Genomic DNA, 21499 nt, shown 5'->3' with positions numbered 1-21499 from the left:
CCCGCCGCACACTCGGCGCCTGCCTCGTCCCCGACCCCGAGGCAGGCGCCGCCGTGCGCAGCGGAGGTCACTCGGCGGGACGCGCCGACATGTCGCTGAACACCACCCGGGCGTCCTCCGTGTACGCCCCGACGTTGCCCCGCAGGTACGGGCGTTCCTTGTCCTCGTAGGCCACCAGGCCGCGTCCGTCCACGCTCACCTCCATCCGCGCCCCGCGCTGCCCGACCCGGACGTCCGACCACTTGCCGACGGGGAACCGCTCCGAGCCGGTGGCCAGGAAGCGCTGCCCCCCGGGATAGGCGGGGTCGCGCTTGCCCAGCTCCCAGCCGTTGGGCTTGAGGGTGATGTAGTAGAAGTGCTCCGGGTCCATGTAGCCCCAGACCAGCCACGGCACCTCCCACGGATTGGGCTTGGGGGTGCGCAGCTGGGCCACCGTGCGCATCCGCGCCCGGTAGTCCACGTCCGTGTACTGCTGCGTGGAGACGATCAGCCCGGCGTGGGTCTCCTCCGGCACCTGGGAGGGCTTGGGGGAGAGGGCCAGGCCGTCGTGCCGGCCGATGTTCTCGCCGTGGCCGTCGAAGACCGACCTCCACGGCCCGTGGACCGATCCCTCGGCCCACGGCGTCGCCGGCTCTCCGTCCTCGTCCCCCCAGATGCCGCTCACGGCGAAGATGATGCCCGCCACGACGGCGGCCGCGAACAGGGTGAGGGCGAGGAGCCGGTGAACTCTCGTCATGCCGTCGAGTATGACCCCGGACCGTCGGACGGGGAGACGATCAGCGCATCCTGGGCGGCCGCGGCGTCGGCGTCGGCGCCGAAGTCCTCCGCCAGCTGCGCCACGATGCGCTCCGTGGCGAGCCCGTCCCCGAAGGGGTTGCCGGCCGTCGCCATGCGCTCGTACTCCTCCCGGTCGTCCAGCAGCTGCATGGCCGCGTCCAGGATGGTCTGCGGGTCCGTGCCGACGAGCCGGGCCGCGCCCGCGTCGACGGCCTCGGGCCGCTCGGTGGTGGTCCGCAGGACCAGGGCCGGCTTGCCGAGGCTCGGGGCCTCCTCCTGGATGCCGCCGGAGTCGGTCAGCACCAGGTCGCAGCCGGCGAGCGTGGCGGAGAAGTCCACGTAGCCCAGCGGCTCGACGACGTGGATGTGCTCGTGGCCGGAGAGTTCGGGCAGCAGGGCCTCGCGGACGGCGGGGCTCTTGTGCAGCGGCAGCACGATCTCCACGTCGCCGCGGTCCGCGAGCCGGCGCAGGGCCTTGCCCATGGCCCGCATCTTGTCGCCCTGGTTCTCGCGGCGGTGCAGGGTGACCAGGACGCGGCGCAGGTCGCTGCGGAAGTGGTTGACGCCGGTGTTCTGTTCGAGGACCCACAGGAGGTTGTCGATGACGGTGTTGCCGGTGACGAACACCTCGGCGTCGGGCACCCCCTCGGCCGTCAGGTGCCCGGCCGCGCGGGGCGTGGGCGCGAAGTGCCAGCGGGTCATCCGGCCTATGAGGCGCCGGTTGAGCTCCTCGGGGAAGGGGTTGTCCAGCACCCCGGTGCGCAGCCCCGCTTCCACGTGGGCGACGGGGATGTGCTCGTAGAAGGCGGCGAGGGCGCCGGTCAGCGCGGAGGTGGTGTCGCCCTGCACGACGACGACGTCGGGCCGCTCGGCGCGGACGACCTCGCCGAGCCCGTCGATGAGGCGGGCGGTCAGGGTGGACAGTTCCTGCCGGTCGCGCATGACGTCGAGTTCGACGCGCACCTCGACCTGGAGGAGCTCCAGCATCTGGTGGAGCATCTCGCGGTGCTGGCCGGTGGTGACGACGATGGGCTCGAAGAGCGGTGAGGCCGCCATGGCGCGGGCGACGGGGGCGAGTTTGATGGCTTCGGGACGGGTGCCCAGGACGAGCATGGCGCGTACGGGCGTGGTGATGACGTTCGGGGACATGGTTCTCCCTCGGAGAGCATGCATGGCTGACGGTTGTGGAGTGCCGTTCCGCTGTGCCGCGTGGCGTCAGGTGCGCGCGGTCTTGAGCCAGGTCTGCTTGCCCGTGAGCATCCGCCACAGGCCCCACCATCCGGCGGCGAACCAGATGTAGCCGTAGAAGACGAAGACGTGGGACAGCAGGATGGCCCGGACGAGCCCGAGCCCTCGCTCGCGCCGTGAGTAGACCCAGCCGTAGGCGTACGCCGCGGTGAACGACAGGACGTACGGGCCGACGATCCACAGGGGCGAGATCAGGGCGTGCCCGGCCTGGACGGACCCGATGAGGGTGCCGGCCGTGGCGATGACGAAGGACAGCGGCAGCAGTGAGGTGAGCAGGATCAGCACGGGGCTGGAGAGGTGGTACAGCAGGTCCACGGCGGCCTTGGTGGGCACCTCGCGCAGGATGAGCGGGATCAGCCCGGCCGACTGCAGGTGGCCCTGGAACCAGCGGGAGCGCTGGCGCACCAGGCGCTTGACGTCGAGCACGGCCTGCTGGGAGACCGCCGCGGTGGTGCAGTGCTGGTTGGTCCAGCCGCGGGCGATGAGGCGCACCCCGAGGTCGAGGTCCTCGGTCAGGGAGTCGCTCCACGGCCCCCGGCCGTCCTCACCACCGAGGGAGTCCAGCGCGGACAGGCGCATGAACTGGCCGTTGCCGCCCATGCCGACGCTGCCGAAGTAGCGGCGGGCGGACTGGAAGATGTCGCCGTAGATGACGAATTCCATGTCCTGGAGGCGGGCAAGCAGTCCTTTGTGGCGGTTGTACATCCGCACACCGACCTGGGTGGCGCCGGTGCGCGGGTCGTCGAAGTAGGGGTCGACGGCCTGGACGACGTGCGGGTCGAGCCGGCCGTCGGCGTCCACGACGCAGACGATGACGTCGGCCGGGTCCCGGCCGTCGAGGATGCCGGATTCGCGGAGGTGGCGGATGCCGTCGTTGAGTGCCGCCCCCTTGCCCTTGCGGGCGTTGGGCAGGTGCCGCTGCAGCAGCCGGACCCGGTCGGGGTCGGCGGCGCGGGCGATGGCGGCCGTGCGGTCGTCGGACGCGTCGTCGATGACCAGGGCCATGAAGTTCCCGGCGGGCAGAGAGGTGATGCGCGCCAGGCTCTCGGCGAGGACCTTCTCCTCGTTCAGGCAGGCGAGGAGGAAGACGTAGAGACGTTCCGTGCGTGGGCCGCGGTCGCGGCGGACGCGACGTCTGGAAAGGACGAAGAGGGTGCTGTTGTAGCACCCCGCCATCACGATGATGGCGATGCTCGACCAGAGCAGGACTTCGGTGATCATGAACGGTCACCGGAGTTTCGGAGCACGTACCAGAATTTGGCCGAAAGAAGAGCGGCGGCTATCGCGCAGTAGAGCAGGAAACCTGCTCCGGCCGCCTCCTGCAGTCCCCTGGCAAAGGGTATGCCCGGCATAACTTCTGGGGCTGCCGTCAGTCCGGCCAAAGGCAGAACTGTCCCCAGAGCGGGTTTTCCGTACATGAGTTCCCCCCGGATTCCGCCTCGCTTGAGGCGTGCGCTGGGAAGGTATCAGACTGAGCGACCTGTTCCGTCCCGCATGGTGAGACTTGTTGAATCGGAACAGTAAATTCTGTGTACCAACCGGTAGTTATGCCAGCTGGGGTCACTTGTGTGACGCATGGGATTGAAGGTCTACACCAATTCAGCTGTCATTTATTGAACGGTCCGGACCAGCGGCGTCTATTGACACCCGCCCCGACGCCCCACAAGAATCGGCCAACTGTCGGGACTTGAACCGTTGGGGGACGGGACCGGCAACAGCTCGTCAACCAGGGGGGAACAACAATGAAAAATTCGCGAGGGAGAGCAGGGTTTTCCCGTCTCTCGCTCATCCTGTCCCTGATCGCCGCCCTGCTGGGCGGCGTCGCGCTTTCCACGGGGGCCGAGGCCGCGATAGCCGGGGACGGCAAACCCCGGCCTTCGTACGGCCTCAAGGGGGTCGGGTCCGCCTCGCTCTCCGGAGCGAGCACCAATGACCTCAAGGGCTGGGTCTCCGCCCGGCTGAGCAACGACCGCAAGCGCCTGGCGCACCAGCTGACGGTCACCCCGGCGCCCGTCACCAAGACCGCCACCGCCGGCCCCGTGCAGGCCCTCGCGGCCCCGGCCGGCCCCGCGGCGCTCGTCCTCTACGACACCACCGGCCCCTACGGCCACCTCGGCGAGCTCTACGCCATGGCGATCGCCAACCTCGCCGGCCACTTCGGCACCGTGACGGCCAAGCCGGTCTCCGCCTACACCGCGGGCATGGTGGAGCAGTACACCTCCACCTACTACGTCGGCTCGACGTACTACGGCGGCACCATCCCCGATGCCATCCCCGCCGCCTTCTACCAGGACGCGCTGAAGACCGCGAAGCCCGTCACCTGGATCGGCGACAACATCTGGAACATGGCCAACACGGTCGGCATCGAGAACTTCAAGAAGAAGTACGGCTGGGACCCGACCAACTCCTTCTTCGAGACCAACGGCAACGTCGGCAACATCAACCAGGTCACGTACAAGAACCAGACGCTGACCAGGAAGATCCCGGCCGGCTTCGACGGCGGCGTCCTGCACCCGGCGGTCGTCGACGGCCCCGACTACCCGGACATCACCGAGCTCGCGCAGGCCAAGGACGCCAACAACGGCGCCACGCTCCCCTGGGCCTTCCGCTCCTCCAACCTCACCTACGTGGGCGAGATCCCCTTCACCTACGTCTCCGAGGCCGACCGCGTCATCGTCTTCGAGGACCTCCTCTTCGACGGCCTGGCCCCCGCGACCGCCGAGCGCCACCGCGCGTTCGTCCGGCTGGAGGACATCAGCCCCGACGCCGAGCCGGCGAAGCTGCGGGCGATGGCCGACTACCTCTACGCGCAGAAGATCCCCTACGGGATCAACGTCATCCCGGTCTACACCGACCCCAAGGGCGCCTACAACAACGGTGTGCCGAAGACCGTCACCCTGGCCCAGGCCCCGGAGGTGGTGGCGGCGCTCAAGTACATGCTGCAGCGCGGCGCCGTCCTGATGAACCACGGCTACACACACCAGTACAAGAACGTCAACAACCCCTACACCGGCGTCACGGGCGACGACTTCGAGTTCTTCCGCGCCCACGTCGACGCCGCCGACAACGTCATCTACGACGGGCCGGTGCCCGAGGACTCCACCGTCTGGGCGCAGTCCCGCGTGACGTCGGCCCTCACCGCCTTCACCGCGGCCGGACTGCCCAAGCCCACGCTGTGGACGACCCCGCACTACGCGGCCTCCGCCACCGACTACCGGGTCTTCGGCCAGAACTACACGGCCCGGCTGGAGCGTTCCCTGTACTTCGGGGGAACGCTGAGCGGCGGAACGACGAATGCCAGCCGTTACATCGGCCAGTTCTTCCCGTACGCCGTCAAGGACGTCTACGGTACGACCGTGCTCCCCGAGAACATCGGCAACTACGAGCCCGTGCCGTACAACAACCACCCCGCACGGCTGCCGGCCGACCTCATCGCCTCGGCCAAGGCCAACCTGGCGGTGCGTGACGGCGTGGCGAGCTTCTTCTACCACCCGTACTACGACGTGGAGCCGCTGAAGCAGACGGTCGAAGGCATCCGTGCCCTCGGCTACACCTTCGTGGCCCCCGCGGCGCTCACCCAGTGAACGCGATGAGGAGGACGGCCGCCGCGGTGGCGGTGGCCGTCCTCTTCGTCGCCGGGTGCTCCTCGTCCGGCGACGACGACGATTCCGGCCCCACGACCGGTCCGAGCGGCCGGCCCGACGACAGGAAGGTGAGCGGGTTGCGCGGCTTCACGCTCCCCTCGTGGAACACCGACGACTACAGCAGCAAGAAAGCCGGAACGTATCTGCGGCAGATCGCGGGCACCGGCGCCCGGTGGGTGACGTTCACCCCCACCTGGTACCAGGACAAGGTCACCGACTCGGCCATGCGCACCACCGACGAGACCGCCGGCGACGACAGCCTGCGCCACATCATCCGCCTCGCCCACGAGGCGGGGCTCAAGACCATGGTCAAGCCGCACGTCGACCTGACCAAGGGCGGCGACCGCGCCGAGATCCGGCCCAAGGACCGCGACGCCTGGTTCGACGCGTACCGGCGCTTCATCACCCACTACGCACGGCTGTCGGCCGACGCGGGCGTCGAGCAGTTCTCGGTCGGCACCGAGCTCGCGGGCACCTCGCAGGACGGCGAGCGCTGGGGGCGGACCATCGCCGCGATCCGCGAGCGCTACAAGGGCCCGCTGACGTACGCCGCCAACTACGACGAGTACCAGAAGATCCCCTTCTGGAAGGACCTCGACGTCATCGGCATCGACGCCTACTGGCCGCTGGCCGACAAGGCCACGACGGACCCCGCGCGGCTGCGGCAGGCATGGCAGCCCATCACGGAGGAACTGGCCGCCTTCTCGGAGCGGCAGCACCGGAAGATCCTCTTCACCGAGGCCGGGTACGTCAGCCAGCGCGGCACGACGACGGCGCCCTTCTCCTGGACCGTCAGCAAGCGGGACGGCGAGGAGGAACAGGCCGCGGCCTATGAGGCGTTGCTCGCCGCGTTCGACGGCAAGCCCTGGTGGGCGGGCGTGTGCTGGTGGATGTGGGACGACTGGCCGGACAGCGGCGAGACCGCCAAGCGCCTGGCGTACACGCCGCACGGCAAGCCCGCGGAGAAGGTGCTGCGCAAGTGGTGGGGCCGGTAGGAGCCGTCCGCCGCCGCGGGCCGCGGCAGGCGCCGGCCGGCCGTCACGTGTCGCAGTCCAGCTCCGTCCGGCACAGCGTGCATCGGGCCCGCACCCGCCCCCGCACGGGCAGCCGGATGCGCTGCCAGCAGGTCGGGCAGGGGAAGCTGACCCGCGGGGGATCGCCCTCGAAGGCGTACCCCGCCTCCGGCGCGGCCACCCGTCCGCGCCGGTCCCGTGCGTAGCGGTGGCGCCCCAGCCGCCCGGCGGCGGCCAGCGGAGGGCGCCGCGCGTCCCGCTGCGCCCGGCCGCGCCCCCGCACGTACGCGTCGTACGCCTGCGCGCTGGTGAACCACGGCGAGGGGTCCTCGCCGAAGGCGAGGGCGCGCTTGGCGAGCACGTACCCGAACTCCTCGGGTGTGAGGTACCCCAGCTTCTGCGCGGAGACCGAGGACTCGCGGTAGGCGTCCAGCAGCAGCCACCCCGCGCCGAGGTAGGCGGCGGCGGTGTCGGTGAGGATCTCGTTGTCCCGGGTGCCGGGGAACTCCAGTCCGAGCCGGTGCAGGTAGACGTGCATCACCTCGTGCGAGAGCGCGGCCCCGATGTCGCGGCGGTGGGTCTTGAAGCGCGCGTTGAGCTCGATGAAGTACTCGGGCCCCGCGGCCAGTTCGATGCTGCCGGCGTGCCGCATGTCGCGGAAGGCGACGATCATCCGGGCGTCCGGCAGCCGCAGGTGGCGCACTATCTCGCCGGCGATCCGCTGGACGCCCAGGTAGGGGTCCTCGTCGTCGGAGAAGGCGACGTCGGCCGGCGGCACGCTCGCCGCGAAGGAGCGCACCCCGTCGCAGGACAGCCGCTTGTAGAGCGCGGTGATCGCCGAGCGCACCGTCTCCAGGTGCGGGAAGCCGTGCTCGATCGCGAGGTCCGAGCCCACGCGTGACCACCCCCGTGCGGTTGCCGGTGCCCTTCCACTCTACGGGCGCGGGACCCCTGCCGACTGGCCGAAAACGCGACTAGGTCGCGGCTGCCGCCCGCCCGATAATCGCAAAGCGCATTGTCATGAGCCGAACAAGACCAACGCGAACGACCATCCCCCACCCGGCCGTGGAGTGCGCACAACCTCCCACGAAAGGAAGACCGTTGCGCAACTTCCTCAAGGTGCTCAGGAGAGCCACCGCAGTCGGCGCGGTCGCCCTCGCCGCGTTCAGCCTCCAGCCGGGCACCGCCCAGGCGCACGACCCCGAACCGCGGCCCGGCCCGAGCGTCATCGGCGGCGAACCCGCCGCCCAGGGCGAGTTCCCCTGGATGGTGCGGCTGTCCATGGGCTGCGGCGGCGCCCTCTACACCCAGCAGATCGTCCTGACCGCCGCGCACTGCGTCAGCGGCAGCGGCCCCAACACCTCCATCACCGTCACCGCCGGCGTCGTCGACCTCCAGTCCTCCCAGGCGGTCAAGGTCAAGTCCACCCGCGTCCTGCAGGCCCCCGGCTACAACGGCGTCGGCAAGGACTGGGCGCTCATCAAGCTCGCCAAACCCATCAACCTCCCCACCCTCAAGACCGCCGACACCACGGCCTACAACCAGGGCACCTTCACCGTCGCCGGCTGGGGCGCCACCAGCGAGGGCGGCCCGCAGTCCAGGCTCCTGCTCAAGGCCGAGGTCCCCTACGTCGACGACGCCACCTGCGAGGGCGCCTACGGCGGCAGCCTCACCCCCGGCGAGGAGATCTGCGCCGGCTTCATGGACACCGGCGGCGTCGACACCTGCCAGGGCGACTCCGGCGGCCCGATGTTCCGCAAGGACGACGCCGGCGCCTGGATACAGGTCGGCATCGTCAGCTGGGGCCAGGGCTGCGCACGCCCCGGCTACCCCGGCGTCTACACCGAGGTGAGCACCTTCGCCTCCGCCATCCGCTCCGCCGCGGCGAGCCTCGGCGGCTGAGCGCACCCCGGCCCGTACCGGCCTGGCCGGGCCGTCCGCTGACCCGGACGGCCCAGCCCCGGTACGGGCTCCCGGGCCCCCTCCGCGGCCCCGCCGCGCCGCTGCCCCGGGCCACCGACCCGCACTTTGGTATGACCCGGAGGGGGCCCCGTCATCCTTTCGGCCGAGACGAGAATGGTCGGACAGTCGAGGTGTGGGGCGCATAAACGTCCGTAACGTGAAGGGCGTGCCGCCGGGAAGGACCGGCGGCCGCAGCCAGAGCCGACCGTTACGGAAAGGCACCTCCGTGTCCGTCACGTCCCGCATCGCCGCCGCCACCGTCCTCACCGCCGCCGTCGCGGCCGTGGCGTACCCGACGGCGACCGCCTTCGCCGCGGACGGGCGGGACCACGACATCCGCCGCGGCACCACCGTCCAGCACGTACGGCTCCCCGACGGCAGCCGGGCCAGCCTGACCTCCGGCAGCGGCGGCGCGCGCGTGACCGTCACCAGCCACGGCAAGGAGCAGCGCACCTTCGACGCCGGCCGCCCCACCGCCGACCTCGACCGGCTCCACCTGCGCATCCTCGGCGGCGACGGCGACCGGCCCACCCTGCGCGCCCGGCTCGACGGCAGCAGCCTGACCAACTACTACGACTTCGCCTCCGGCTCCCTGCGCCACACCCCCGAGGCCACCGGCCGGACCGCCACGGCCGCCGCCCCGTCCGCCACCACCGCCGTCTCCCGGACGCACGAGGCGCCCGGCGCGGCCGCCACGGCCAAGGACGCCGGGCACGCCCCCCGGACCGCGACCGCGGGCCGGCCGCCCCACGACTCGTCCGGCAACCCCGTCAAGCGCGTGGTCGAGGCGGGCCACATCATCAAGGCCAGCCACGACGCCGGGGACGTCCGCACCCCGGCCGTCGCGGCCGGCGCCGCCCTCGTGGCCGTCGCCGGCGGCGCCTACGGCGTACGCGTGGCACTGCGCCGCTACGGCCGCACGGCGGACTGACCGCTGGCCGACTGGTCACGGGACGGCTGGCCCCGGCACGACTGCCCCCGGCGGACAGATCGCCGGACGGCCTGGCCATCGGCCGACTGGTCACGGGATGGCTGATCGCCGGTCGACAGGCCACGGGCCGGCTGGCCCCGGCACGACTGCCCCCGGCCGACAGATCACCGGCCGACTGGTCACGGGACGGCTCATCGCCGGACGACCGGCCATCGGACGACAGGCCACCGGCCGGTCCGCCGAGTGGCCGGTGCACCCCGACGGCCCGCGGCCGGGCAGGACCGGAGGGCGACGGGGCGAGCAGTGCCGCCGCCCGGCGCCGCGGAGGCGGCCGAGCGGCCCGCGGCCGGGCAGACCCGTGGCGTTCCCCGTCCGGCCGGTGCCACCCCTTCGGCCCGCCCCGCGGGCCCTCGGCGCGCCCCGGGGCCGGAACCGGCGCGGGCACGGGCCCGACCCGTCGGTGGCCCCGGCCGCCCCCGCCGTCCGCTGCGGTTGCGGCCCCCGGGCACCCCCGGTGACATGGAGGGACGCCCGGTACGGGCGCGGCTCCGCGCGCACCGACCCTTCCGAGACCGTCCGAGGCTGCAAAAAGGCTGCAAAGGAGCGAGGGCACAGCATGCCGATCACCGTGGTCATCGCGGACGACCAGGAGATGGTCCGCACCGGGTTCCGGATGATCCTGGAGAGCCAGCCCGACATCGAGGTCGTCGCCGACGTCGTCGACGGCGAGGCGGCCCTGGAGGCCGTCGAGCGGCACCGGCCCGACGTCCTGCTCCTCGACATCCGCATGCCCAAGCTGGACGGGCTGGAGGTCACCCGCCGCCTGTCCGAGCTGTCCGCCGCCCACCCCGAGCGCGGCCGGCACCCCCGCATCGTCATCGTCACCACCTTCGACCTCGACGAGTACGTCCACACCGCCCTGCGCAACGGCGCCTCCGGCTTCCTGCTCAAGGACGCCAGCCCGGCCATGCTGGTCGAGGCCGTGCACGCCGCGGCCGTCGGCGACTCCCTCATCTCGCCCGCGATCACCGTCCGGCTGCTGCGCGACATGGCGCCGGCCGGCGCGGGGGCCGCCGGCACCGTCCGGCAGCCGTCCGAGCCGCTCACCGACCGCGAGGCCGACGTCGTGCGCTGCCTGGCCCGCGGGGCCACCAACGCCGAGATCGCCGGTGAACTCTTCGTCTCCCTGTCCACGGTCAAGACCCACCTGGCCAACGTGCAGCTCAAGCTCGACGCCCGGAACCGCGTCGAGATCGCCGCCTGGGCCTGGAAGAGCGGACTGGCCACGGGCGGCACGTGAACAGATGGGCCGGGTGGGCCGCCCGCCACCCCCGGGGATCGGCCGTCGCGAAGGCCGCCCTGGGGGCCGTCCTGCTCTTCCTCGTCGGCTTCGAGGGCTTCGCCCTCGCCCGCCAGCCCAGCGAGCCGCACGCCGTCGTCCTCGCCTCCGGGGTCCTGGTCTGCCTGTGCGCCGTGCCCTACGGCTGGATCTCCCTGAACGTACGGGCGGGCATCGCCGCCGCCGTGTCCCTGACCGCGTCCGTCGCGCTGATGGCCGGGCGGCACCCGACGGTCGTGTGGGGCATGGGGGAGGGCATCGCCCTGCTCGTCCTGCTCAGCCTCGTCGTCGGCCGGTCCTCGCAGCGCGTCGCCCGCGTCCTCGGCCCGCTGCTCGCGCTGGCCGTCGTCGCGGCGCCCATGCGCGACCTCAACCCCGAGTGGTTCACGGCGCTGGCCGCGATCCTGACCGTCGTCGTGGGCAGCTACTCCCTGATCCTGCGGGGCCAGTCCGCGCAGCGCGCCCGCGACCTGGTCGCCGTGCGCACCGCGGAACGGCTGGAGCTGGCCCGCGAATTGCACGACCTGGTCGCCCATCACGTCACCGGCATCGCCGTGCAGGCCCAGGCCGCCCGCTTCACGGCCCTGGAGGGGCCGGCCGCCGCCGGGGCGTTCGCACGCATCGAGACGTCCGCGTCCGAGGCGCTGGGCGCGATGCGCCGCCTCGTGGGCGTCCTGCGCGAGGGGGAGGCCGAGACCGAGCCCGTCGCCGGTCTGCCCGAAGTGCGCGAGCTGACCGAGGCGTTCGCCCGTACGGGGCCGCCCGTCGCCCTTTACATCGAGCGCGGCATGGAAACCTGGATCCCGGGTGAAGTCGCCGCGGGTGTCCACCGCGTGGTCCGCGAGGCCCTGACCAACGTCCGCAAGCACGCGGCGGACGCCACGGCCGTCCGGATCGGGGTGCGCGGGGTGCCCGCGGGCGTCGAACTGCGCATCGCGGACGACGGCAAGCGGGCGGCCGCCCTGTCCGAACAGGCCCGGGGCGGTGGCTTCGGCCTCGTCGGCCTCGCCGAACGCGCCAAGGCCATGGGCGGCCGGCTGACGGCCGGTCCGGCGCCCGAGGGCGGCTGGCAGGTGACCGCGCTGTTCCCCGTGGACCGCACGGCGGCGTGAGGCGGGAGTTACGCCCGGGGCTCAATCCGCGCACGGCGCAAACGCTGGGCCCGTGACCGTAACGATCTTTAGCGTGGCGCCATGGAGACCACGCGCATCACACCGGACCTGTGGATGTTCACCTTCGCCGTCGGCCAGTCCTACGCCGTGCGGCTGCCGGACGGGCGGGGCTGGGCCCTCGTCGACACCGGGCTGCCCGGGAACGAGGGGCCGGTCCTCGACGCCCTCGCGGGGCTGGGTGCCCGCCCGCAGGACGTCCGCGACATCGTGCTCACCCACTACCACCTGGACCACACCGGCTCCGCGGCCGCCCTCGCCGCGGCGACGGGGGCGCGGGTGCTGGCCGGGGCGGCCGACGCGCCCGTGATACGGGGCGAGGTGCCGGAGCCGCCGCCGGTGCTGCAGGAGTGGGAGATCCCGCTGTTCGAGTCCGTGCAGGCCGGGCTGGTGGACGTTCCGCCCGCCCCGCCCTGCCGGGTGGACCGGGAGCTGGTGGACGGGGACACCCTGGACTGGGGCGAGGAGGTGCGGGTCGTCGCCGTGCCAGGGCACACCGACGGCAGCGTGGCCCTGCACCTGACCTCGTCGGGCGTGCTGTTCACCGGCGACACCATCGCCAACGTCCAGCAGCTCATGCCGGGCGTCTTCAACACCGACCTGCAGCAGACGATCGCCTCCTTCCACCGTCAGGCCGCACTGGACGTCCGAACGGCCTGTTTCGGTCACGGTGCGCCGATCGTCGGCGGCGCGGGGGAGGCGCTGCGGGCCGCCGCCGAGGCGCTGACGGCGGCCCCTTAGGACGGAAGGACAAACTCCTGTCCGTAGCAGAGGCAGAAGGGGTGCCCCGCAGGGTCGGCGTAGACCCGGAAACCCCGCTCCCGGCCACCGCTGTCGTGCAGGAACGTGGCGCCCAGCGCGAGGACTTCCTCCTGGGCGCGCTCCACGTCCTCCCGCGTGTCGACGTCGAAGTCGAGGTGCATCTGCTGCGGATGGGCGGCGTCCGGCCAGCGGGGCGGGCGGTAGTCGCCCTCCACCCGCTGGAAGGCGATCCTCTGGCGCGTGGCGGGGTCGGTCAGCCAGACCCAGGACGGGTCGCTGTCGTCCGCCACGACCCGCCAGCCCAGCACGGCGGAGTAGAACGCCGCCAGGGCGGCGGGGTCGGGGCAGTCGATGACGGTGCACTGCAACTTGGCGATCATGGAAGCATGATGCCGTGCCGCCCCCCGGACGGGAACGCAGGCCCGCTCACGGCGTGCGCTGCACCGCATCGAACCAGCGTGCGATCTCCGGCGTCGCCTTCAGGAACGCCCCGAAGTGACCGGTCTTCCCGTGGTCGACGACCGGCACCCGCACGCCGTGGCGCGCGAAGTCACCGGCACAGTTGACCGAGTTGGCGATGGGCACGTCCCGGTCCCCGGCCGCGGTGTGCAGCCGCACGGGCGCCGCCGGCTTCCAGCCGCAGGCCCCGTCCTGCGCCCGCATGGCCTCCAGCAACCCGCCCGAGGGATGCTGCAGCCGCTCGTAGAACCCGTCGGTCAGCAGCTCCCGCACCGTCGCCGGCAACACCTTGAAGATCTCCTCCTCGGTGTGCCGGCTGTCGAAGAGCCGGTCGACGACGCCCGCGTACGGCTGCCGGAACACCTCGGCCGCGTCCCGGTAGACCGGGTGCAGCCGGTTCTGGGCCGTGAGGTAGTACGACAGGTAGAAGACCGCACTGCGCTCGTCGACGCGTCCGTCGACGATGCCGGGCATCTCGGCCTTCTCCAGGTCGTACGGACCGGAGACCGGCGCCAGGGCCCGCAGCCTGAAGTGCCGGTCCGCGCCCGCGTCCAGGGCCCGCGCGAGCGCCACCGCCACCTGCCCGCCCTGCGAGAAGCCGGTGGCGTACACGTCACCGGTCAGCTGCCGGCCCTGCTGCTGCGCCGCCGTGCGCGCCGCCCGCAGCATGTCGACGGAGGCGGTGACGGCCGAGGCGGTGTCCATGTACGGGTGACGGCCCGGGCCGTTGCCGAGACCGAGGTAGTCGGGCGCCGCCACCGCACGGCCCGCCGCCGCGTGCAGGTACGGCGAGAGCCGGCCGAAGCCCTTGCCCTCGATGACGGACGGCGCGTACGTGCGGCTGGCCATGGTGCCGTGCGTGTCGGAGACCACCGCCAGCCTGCGGCCGCCGCCGTCGGGCAGGACCAGCAGACCCGTGGCCGTGGTGGGCCGGCCCTGCGGGGTGACGGTCCGGTAGGTCAACCGGTAGGCCCGTACCCCGTACCGCACCGGCGCATCCGTGAACTCCGGGGCCAGGTACGCCGCGACCTCCTTGTCGTCGAGCGCGGCCACACGCTCGGTGCGCAGCAGCGCACCCCGCCCGGCATCCGCCGCGGCGTGTGCCGGGGTGCCTGCCGCCGAGGGCTGCGCTGCCACGGCCGGTGCCGCCGCCAACGCCGCCAGAACGACCGCCGCCGCGGCCGTCACTCTCCGGCGGCCCGCCGAACGCCCCTTGCCCGCACGCTCGTTACCCATCGCTGTGATTGTCATGCCGACGACCCTACGAGACGCCACGGGTCGTTTCCCCCTCCCTGAGAGGGGCCCTCACCACCCCGACCCCTAAGGGCCCGCCTCCTCCCCGGCGCCGAGGCGACCCCACCCGCTCCCCGTTAGTCCAAGACCACCCCGACCTTTGTCCATGGTCACCCCGCCCCCGCCACACCACGGTATCGCCGTGACCGCAGACCACCCGGGCCCGAGCCGACGGGCCGTAGTCGTCGCCACCGCCCTCGCCGGAACCGGCCTCGGCACCGCCCGCGCCGCAGCCGACGACCACGAAGCCGTCCTGCGCTCCGACGCCCTGGACGTCCGCGTCGACACCACCTTCCCCCGCATCCTCACCTACACCCACCGCGCCACCGGCGCCGTCCTCCACGCCCAGGACGAACCCGTCACCTCCCTGCTCGTCGACAACACCCCCCACACCCCCACCGTCACCACCACCATCGCCGCCGACCACGCCACCTACACCCTCCGCCTCGCCGGCGGCACCCGCATCGACGTCGAGATCCGCGTCGACCACTGGCGCACCGACTGGCGGGTCACCCGCATCACCGACACCCCCGCCCTGCGCATCGGCACCCTGCGCATCCCCGCCCTCGCCTTCCTGTCCGTCCGCAGCACCCAGCCCGGCGCCGCCCTGCTCGCCGCCCGCATCCACCTGGACGCCACCAAGGACGGCGACACCCTCGTCCGCCCCACAGCCACCACACCCCCCGACCCCGCACCCACCGGCTGCGCCTACGCCGTCGTCAGCACCGACCGGCTCGCGGCCGCCATCGAGACCAACACCGTCCACGACCGGCCGGACACCACCACCTCCTGGGAGAACGGCCGCTTCCGGCGACAGACCCTCACCCGCGCCCACCACACCGAGGCCCGGCTCACCTGCGGCGAATGGACCCACCGCCCCGCCGGCGCACCCCCCTCCGCCACCGACCCCCTGCCACACGTCACCGTCATCGTCACCGGCGACCGCAACGGCGACGGCACCGTCGACTGGCAGGACGCGGCCATCGCGATGCGCGACATCATGACCGACCCGCCCGGAGCGGACGAACAACACCTGCGCGTCGTCCCCCACATCGCGTTCAACTTCGCCAGCCAGGCCACCAACCCGTTCCTGACCACCCTCGACCACATCAAACGCATCCACCTCGCCACCGACGGACTACGCCAGTTCACCCTCCTCAAGGGCTACCAGTCCGAGGGCCACGACTCCGCCCACCCCGACTACGGCGGCAACTACAACACCCGCGCCGGCGGCCTCGACGACCTCAACACCCTGCTGCGCCGCGGCAAGAAGTGGAACAGCGACTTCGCCGTCCACGTCAACACCACCGAGTCCTACCCCGTCGCCCACGCCTTCTCCGAGACGCTCGTCGACAAGAACGACCGGCAGTGGGACTGGCTCGACCAGTCGTACCGCATCGACGCCCGCCGCGACCTGCTCTCCGGCGACATCGCCCGCCGCTTCCGGCAACTGCGCGAGGAAACCGACCCCGCCCTGGACACCCTCTACATCGACGTCTTCCGCGAGTCCGGCTGGAACTCCGACGCACTGCAGCGCATCCTGCACGCACAAGGCTGGAAGATCACCAGCGAATGGGGACACGGCCTGGAACGCTCCAGCCTGTGGGCCCACTGGGCGACCGAGACCGACTACGGACCCGACACCTCCCGCGGCATCAACTCCCGGCTCATCCGCTTCATCCGCCACCACCAAAAGGACGTCTTCGCCGACAAGTGGCCCCTCCTGGGCACCGTGAAACTCGGCACCTTCGAGGGCTGGCGCGGCAAGACCGACTGGACGGCCTTCCACCGGCAGCTGTGGACCGAGAACCTCCCCGCCAAATACCTCCAGGCGTTCACCCTCCACACCTGGCACGACCACGACATCACCCTGACCGGACCCGGCGGGCTCACCACCCGCGTCACCGACACCGACGGCACCCGGCGCATCACCACCGACGGCCGCACCGTCTGCACCGGCGACACCTACCTGCTGCCCTGGGAACCCCGCCGCGCCACCGACCCCACCAAGCTCTACCACTACAACCCGCACGGCGGCGCCACCACCTGGCAGCTGCCCCGCGCCTGGGCCGCCCTGCCCACCGTCGTCCTGCACCGCCTCACCGACCAGGGCCGCACCGACATCACCGAGCTACCGGTACGCGACACCCGCATCACCATCGACGCCGCACCCGCACAGCCCTACGTCCTCACCCCACGCCACCGCCGCCACCGCCCCGACCCCCACTGGGGCGAAGGCACCCCCCTGCACGACCCGAACTTCCTCTCCGGCACCCTCGACGCCTGGCACGTCACCGGCCCGGCCCGCGCCGAACGCAGCACCCCCGGGCACTGGGAACTGGTCATCGGCCCCGGTGCCGCCGCCACCGTCAGCCAGCGGACGGCCCGCCTGCGACCCGGCACCTACGCCGCCTCCGTCCAGGTCGAGGTCGGCACCACGGCGGGGGAGCGGCGCCGGGCCGCCCTCACCGTCCGCACGGCCGACGGCACCACCGCCACCAACTGGACCGACACCTCCACCGCCGTCAACCACATGGCCGCCGACAGCAAACACGGCACACGCTTCCAACGCATGTTCACGTGGTTCACCGTGCCGCCCGGCGGCGGCCCCACCACCCTGTCCCTGACGGCCGCCCCCGGCACGGCACGCATCCGCTTCGCCGCCGTACGCCTCGTACCCGGCCGGCCCGCCCCCGCACCACCCGGCGCCCTCGCCTTCGAGGACTTCGAGAACGTCCCCCAGGGCTGGGGCCCCTTCGTCAAGGGCGACGCCGGAGGCACCACCGACCCCCGCACCCACATCGCCCAGCGGCACGCCCCCTACACCCAGCGCGGCTGGAACGGCAAAGCCGTCGACGACGTCGTCGACGGCACCCGGTCACTGAAGTCACGCGGCGAGAACCAGGGCCTGGTCTACCGGACCGTTCCGCACACCGTGCGCTTCACCCCCGGCCGCCACTACCGCGTGACCTTCCGCTACGTCAACGAACGAGCGGACCAGTACGCCTGGATCACCGGCGTGGACGAACCCGCCCCCCGCGAGCTCCACCGCACACCCCTGCCGGCCGCCACCGCCCCCACCCTGCACTCCTACCAGTTCACCGCACCGGAAACGGGTGAGGCATGGGTGGGACTGCGGAAAGTCGGCACCAACGGGACCGCTGAGTTCTGCCTGGATGGCTTCACCGTGCACCCAGTCGGGCAAGAGACCTCCACGGGGTTCCGTCCCGTTGGCCACCGTCATCGGCCGGTGACCAGCGGGACGGGAGCTCAGCGCAACCCCACCTCCGCCTGACCCGCCGCCTCGCACTCCAGCACCAGCAACTCGTTCTCCCCCTCCCGCAGGACCGGCCCCGGCACATACAGCGAACGCTGCGGCCCCAGCGCCCGGTAACGGCCCAGACAGAAGCCGTTGACCCACACATGGCCGCGCACCCAGCCCGGCAGCTCCAACGAGGCGTCACCCGCACCCACCACCCGGAACGACCCCCGGTACAGGCCGGGTTCCCCCTCCCGCCCCTCCCACACCCGCCAGGGCAGACCCGCCGCGGCACCCGGCTCCTCCAGCGCCTCCAGACGCAACCCCCGCGCCCGCACCCCGTGCACGTACTGCCGCTCGTGCAGCACACCGCCCGTGATGCCCTTGGCCTCGCCCAGCCGCGGACCGTAATTGACCCGCCCCAGCGACTCCACCCACAGCTCCACCACGGCCGGCCCCGCCACCTCGCCGACGAGCGCGCACTCCCCGTCCGCACCGTCCAGCACCGCCACACGCTCTCCGTCCACCCGCACCACCGCCACGTCCCGCAGCCCCACCACCGTCAGCGGCCCGGCCCCGCGCGGACCCGGCACCACGAAGCGGTACCGCACCAGCCCCCGCTCCACCCCCAGCTCCTCGAACGACGGAGGCACCACCGCCTCCACCTCCGCCTCCCCCAGAACGTCCACCACGTCCGCCAACGGCACCCACGCCCCCACCCGCACCCCCACCGGAGCACCCAGCACCGCAGGAGCGGGCGGCAGAGCGGGCAGCGGCCCCTCCCCGGCCCGGAAACCGGCCAGCACCTCCCGCAAAGCCCAGAACTTCTCCGTGGGCCGGCCGTACTCGTCGACCGGAGCGTCGTAGTCGTACGACGTCACGACCGGATGCAGCGCCCCCCGGTGATCCTCCCCGGCGCGATCGGCACCCGCCCAGCCCCCGAAGTTCGTGCCCCCGTGCGCCATGTAGACGTTCACCGACGCCCCGCACTCAAGGATCTCCCGCAGCACCCCTGCCGCATCCCCGGCCGCCCGCCCCGCCTCCTCACCACCCCAGTGCGTGAACCAGCCGCACCAGAACTCCATGCACATCAGCGGCCCCCGCGGCCGGAACCCGCGCAGCACCCCGAACGCCTCGCGCGCCCCCGAGCCGAAGTTCACCGTCGCCGTCACCCCCGGCACCGAACCACCCGACAGCATGTACCCCTCGGGACCGTCCGACGTGACCAGCGGCACGCTCACCCCCAGCGCCTTCCACCGTTCTACGAGATGCCGCAGATAAACCTGGTCACTGCCATAGGACCCGTACTCGTTCTCGACCTGCAGCAACACCACGGGACCGCCCCGGCCGATCTGCCGCCCCACCACCTCCCGCGCCACCACCTCCAGCCAGCCGTCGACCGCCCGCACGAAACGCTCGTCCCGCGTACGCACCCGACGGCCCAGTGGACCCGTCAGCCACCACGGCAGACCGCCGTTCTCCCACTCCGCACAGATGTACGGACCCGGGCGCACGATCGCGTACAGCCCCGCCGCCCACGCCGCATCCAGGAAACGGCCCAGCGCCCCCACGTCCCGCAACCGCCCCGGCCGCGGCTCGTGCCAGTTCCACGGAACGTACGTCTCCACACAGTTGAGCCCCATCGCCCGCAGCATCCCCAACCGGTGCCCCCACAGCCCCTCATGCACCCGGAAGTAGTGCAACGCCCCCGACAACAGCCGCACGGGCCGCCCGTCCAGCTCGAAATCGTCGTCCCCCACCCTGAACTCCGGCACGTCCCCACCCACCCTTCAGCCACCACCGCCGACCGGGCCATCGTCGCCCTCTGGCGGGCCGGACGGCCATGGACAAAGATCGGCCCTGTTTGGACGGAGCCCACGGCACGACGAAGGGCAGGGACGCGTGTATCACACCTGGATGCGGTACTTCACCCCCGGCCCGGTCCACCACCGCCTCGGCCTGGTCTGCCTCGGCGTCGGCCTCCAGCACGGCGCCCTCCCCGCCGTCGGCCCCCGCACCCTCGACCACCACGTCGCCGTCGTCATCAGCGCCGGATCCGGCTGGTACCGCACCCCCGACGCCCGCACCCACCCCGTGACCGCCCCCGCCCTCATCTGGCTCGCCCCCGGCACCCCCCACCACTACGGAGCCGCACACGGCGCCGGCTGGGACGAGAGCTTCGTCGACTTCACCGGCGCCGCCGTCACCGCCTACACCGAACTGGGCTACATCCAGCCCGAACGGCCCGTCGTCCCCCTCACCGACACCACCGCCCCCCGCGCCGCCGTCGCCCGCATCGCCCGCGCCGCCCGCCGCGGCAACCCCCTGCTGGAGGTCGAGACCTCCGCCGCCGTCCACGAACTCCTCGTCGCCCTGCGCCGGGCCCGCGCCGACCGCGCCGACGACACCGACCCCGTCCTGCAGGCCCTCGCCCGCGACGCCTTCCTGCCACTGTCCGTCACCCAGCACGCCGCCCGCCACGGCATGACCCCCGCCGAGCTGCGCACCGCCGTCCGGCGCGCCGCCGGCTGCAGCCCCAAGGACTACCTCCTCGGCATCCGCCTCGGCCGCGCCAAGGAACTGCTGGCCGCCACCGAGCTCCCCGTCGCCGCCGTCGCCCGGCGCGTCGGCTACGACGACCCCGCCTACTTCAGCCGCCTCTTCACCCGCCGGGTCGGCACCGCCCCCGTCCGCTTCCGGGAACGCCAGGGCCGCGCCGTACCGGGCGGCTGGAGCCACGAGATCCCCGACCCGGCGCACCCGCCGGTCATCAGATCACGCTCTTCCGCATAGGCTCGGTGGGGTGGACATGAACAACAGTGCCAACGACGAGTCCGTCCGTGCCGAGCTGAACCGCCTGCGCGACAGCATCGACAACATCGATGCCGCGGTCATTCACATGCTCGCCGAACGCTTCAAATGCACCCAGCAGGTCGGCCACCTCAAGGCCGCCCACCGGATGCCCCCCGCCGACCCCGCCCGCGAGGCCCGCCAGATCACCCGCCTGCGCGAACTGGCGGAAAACGCCAAGCTCGACCCGGCCTTCGCCGAGAAGTTCCTGAACTTCATCATCGCCGAGGTCATCCGGCACCACGAGACGATCGCCCGGGCCTGACCCGCCGACGCGGGTGGCCGGGGGAGGGGGGCCGGCGCCCGTTCGCCCCACCCGGGGCGCGGACCGGTTCCGCACCGGGCACCCGGGGGCCGGGACGGGCCTGAGCCGACCCGGCGGGGCGGGGTCTGCGGCCGGGGACGGGCACCGGGCCAGGCCCGCGGCGCCCGGAGAGCCAGGCCGGGGCCCGGGCCGGGCCCGCGCGGACCCCCACCGGCACTGGGCCGAGGCCGCAACGACGCGGGCACCCCGGCAGGGCTGCCCAGACCCGCGGCCGGTCCCGCCGCACCCACCGCTCGCAGCCGGCTACGCCCGCCGGGCGGAAACCCCCGCAGCCCGGGCCCGCAGGGGGTTTTGGGCCGAGCCCCGTGGACAGGGCCGGGGCCGCGCTCGGGCGGGAGCCTTTTGCGGGCCGGTCCGTAGGCCGGTCTTTGGCCGGGCCTGCAGGTCCGGCCCGTGGACGGGGGCGGGGCCGCGCTTGGGCGGGAGCCTTTCGCGGGCCGGCCCGTAGACGGGGGCGGGGCCACCCCC

The 21499-nt window shown here is 72.6% G+C and carries 17 protein-coding genes; 10 read left to right on the top strand and 7 right to left on the bottom strand.

Going from position 1 to position 21499, the window contains the following annotated elements:
* Positions 1 to 67: 67 nt before the first annotated feature.
* From LE181_RS06325 to LE181_RS06315, 3 genes are all read right to left on the bottom strand, one after another.
* Positions 68 to 736 carry a calcium-binding protein gene (locus LE181_RS06325; RefSeq protein WP_225660158.1) on the bottom strand — a complete coding sequence of 223 codons (669 nt, stop codon included), beginning with the start codon at positions 734 to 736 and terminating at the stop codon, positions 68 to 70.
* Positions 733 to 1926, bottom strand: coding sequence for a non-hydrolyzing UDP-N-acetylglucosamine 2-epimerase (wecB, locus tag LE181_RS06320; RefSeq protein WP_225660157.1), 1194 nt, complete (start codon positions 1924 to 1926; stop codon positions 733 to 735). Before wecB ends, LE181_RS06325 begins: the two co-directional genes overlap by 4 nt.
* 66 nt (positions 1927 to 1992) lie before the next feature.
* Positions 1993 to 3246 carry a glycosyltransferase gene (locus tag LE181_RS06315; RefSeq protein ID WP_225660156.1) on the bottom strand — a complete coding sequence of 418 codons (1254 nt, stop codon included), beginning with the start codon at positions 3244 to 3246 and terminating at the stop codon, positions 1993 to 1995.
* A 521-nt stretch (positions 3247 to 3767) separates the two neighbouring features.
* On the opposite strand from LE181_RS06315, the gene LE181_RS06310 reads away from it, so the two are divergent.
* Together LE181_RS06310 and LE181_RS06305 are read left to right on the top strand one after the other, a co-directional pair.
* A complete protein-coding gene (locus tag LE181_RS06310) occupies positions 3768 to 5609 on the top strand; it encodes a DUF2334 domain-containing protein (RefSeq protein ID WP_225660155.1) in 1842 nt (613 codons plus the stop codon).
* Positions 5610 to 5614: 5 nt separating this feature from the next.
* On the top strand, positions 5615 to 6664 hold the full coding sequence (locus tag LE181_RS06305) for a glycoside hydrolase family 113 (RefSeq protein WP_225660154.1): 1050 nt from the start codon (positions 5615 to 5617) through the stop codon (positions 6662 to 6664).
* 43 nt (positions 6665 to 6707) lie between these two features.
* Here LE181_RS06305 and LE181_RS06300 read toward each other — a convergent pair whose 3' ends face one another.
* Complete coding sequence (locus LE181_RS06300; RefSeq protein WP_225660153.1) at positions 6708 to 7577, bottom strand: hypothetical protein; 870 nt, start codon at positions 7575 to 7577, stop codon at positions 6708 to 6710.
* A gap of 206 nt (positions 7578 to 7783) precedes the next feature.
* On the opposite strand from LE181_RS06300, the gene LE181_RS06295 reads away from it, so the two are divergent.
* The 5 genes from LE181_RS06295 (at position 7784) to LE181_RS06275 (ending at position 12824) form a co-directional block, all read left to right on the top strand.
* The gene (locus LE181_RS06295; protein ID WP_225660152.1) at positions 7784 to 8584 is read left to right on the top strand and encodes a serine protease; all 801 of its coding nucleotides are present in this window, start codon (positions 7784 to 7786) and stop codon (positions 8582 to 8584) included.
* A 286-nt stretch (positions 8585 to 8870) separates the two neighbouring features.
* Positions 8871 to 9575, top strand: a complete 705-nt coding sequence (locus LE181_RS06290; protein ID WP_225660151.1) for a hypothetical protein — start codon at positions 8871 to 8873, stop codon at positions 9573 to 9575.
* A 616-nt stretch (positions 9576 to 10191) separates the two neighbouring features.
* Complete coding sequence (locus LE181_RS06285; RefSeq protein WP_225660150.1) at positions 10192 to 10875, top strand: response regulator; 684 nt, start codon at positions 10192 to 10194, stop codon at positions 10873 to 10875.
* Positions 10872 to 12026: a sensor histidine kinase gene (locus LE181_RS06280; protein WP_225660149.1), complete on the top strand. Its 1155-nt coding sequence runs from the start codon at positions 10872 to 10874 to the stop codon at positions 12024 to 12026. Before LE181_RS06285 ends, LE181_RS06280 begins: the two co-directional genes overlap by 4 nt.
* Before the next feature lie 81 nt (positions 12027 to 12107).
* Positions 12108 to 12824 (top strand): MBL fold metallo-hydrolase, encoded by a 717-nt coding sequence (locus LE181_RS06275; protein ID WP_225660148.1) that lies wholly within the window; start codon positions 12108 to 12110, stop codon positions 12822 to 12824.
* Here the strand turns inward: LE181_RS06275 and LE181_RS06270 are convergent.
* Together LE181_RS06270 and LE181_RS06265 are read right to left on the bottom strand one after the other, a co-directional pair.
* Complete coding sequence (locus tag LE181_RS06270) at positions 12821 to 13225, bottom strand: VOC family protein (protein WP_225660147.1); 405 nt, start codon at positions 13223 to 13225, stop codon at positions 12821 to 12823. The genes LE181_RS06275 and LE181_RS06270 overlap by 4 nt on opposite strands.
* Before the next feature lie 46 nt (positions 13226 to 13271).
* Complete coding sequence (locus tag LE181_RS06265) at positions 13272 to 14555, bottom strand: alpha/beta hydrolase (RefSeq protein ID WP_225660146.1); 1284 nt, start codon at positions 14553 to 14555, stop codon at positions 13272 to 13274.
* 148 nt (positions 14556 to 14703) lie between these two features.
* Between LE181_RS06265 and LE181_RS06260 the strand changes: the two genes are divergently transcribed.
* On the top strand, positions 14704 to 17892 hold the full coding sequence (locus tag LE181_RS06260; RefSeq protein ID WP_372458259.1) for an endo-alpha-N-acetylgalactosaminidase family protein: 3189 nt from the start codon (positions 14704 to 14706) through the stop codon (positions 17890 to 17892).
* On the opposite strand, the gene LE181_RS06255 is transcribed toward LE181_RS06260, so the two are convergent.
* The gene (locus tag LE181_RS06255; protein ID WP_225660144.1) at positions 17868 to 19631 is read right to left on the bottom strand and encodes a glycoside hydrolase family 35 protein; all 1764 of its coding nucleotides are present in this window, start codon (positions 19629 to 19631) and stop codon (positions 17868 to 17870) included. The two genes, LE181_RS06260 and LE181_RS06255, sit on opposite strands and share 25 nt — an antisense overlap.
* Positions 19632 to 19758: 127 nt before the next feature.
* On the opposite strand from LE181_RS06255, the gene LE181_RS06250 reads away from it, so the two are divergent.
* Positions 19759 to 20649, top strand: coding sequence for a helix-turn-helix transcriptional regulator (locus LE181_RS06250; RefSeq protein WP_225660143.1), 891 nt, complete (start codon positions 19759 to 19761; stop codon positions 20647 to 20649).
* A gap of 16 nt (positions 20650 to 20665) precedes the next feature.
* Positions 20666 to 20971 carry a chorismate mutase gene (locus tag LE181_RS06245; protein ID WP_225660142.1) on the top strand — a complete coding sequence of 102 codons (306 nt, stop codon included), beginning with the start codon at positions 20666 to 20668 and terminating at the stop codon, positions 20969 to 20971.
* The last annotated feature ends 528 nt before the right edge of the window (positions 20972 to 21499 follow it).

The sequence above is a fragment of the Streptomyces sichuanensis genome (assembly GCF_020328095.1).
In the GTDB taxonomy this organism is placed as follows: Bacteria; Actinomycetota; Actinomycetes; order Streptomycetales; family Streptomycetaceae; genus Streptomyces; species Streptomyces cinnamoneus.
Note: the sequence above shows the minus strand (reverse complement) of the source record. Positions and strands in the feature narration are given on the sequence as shown.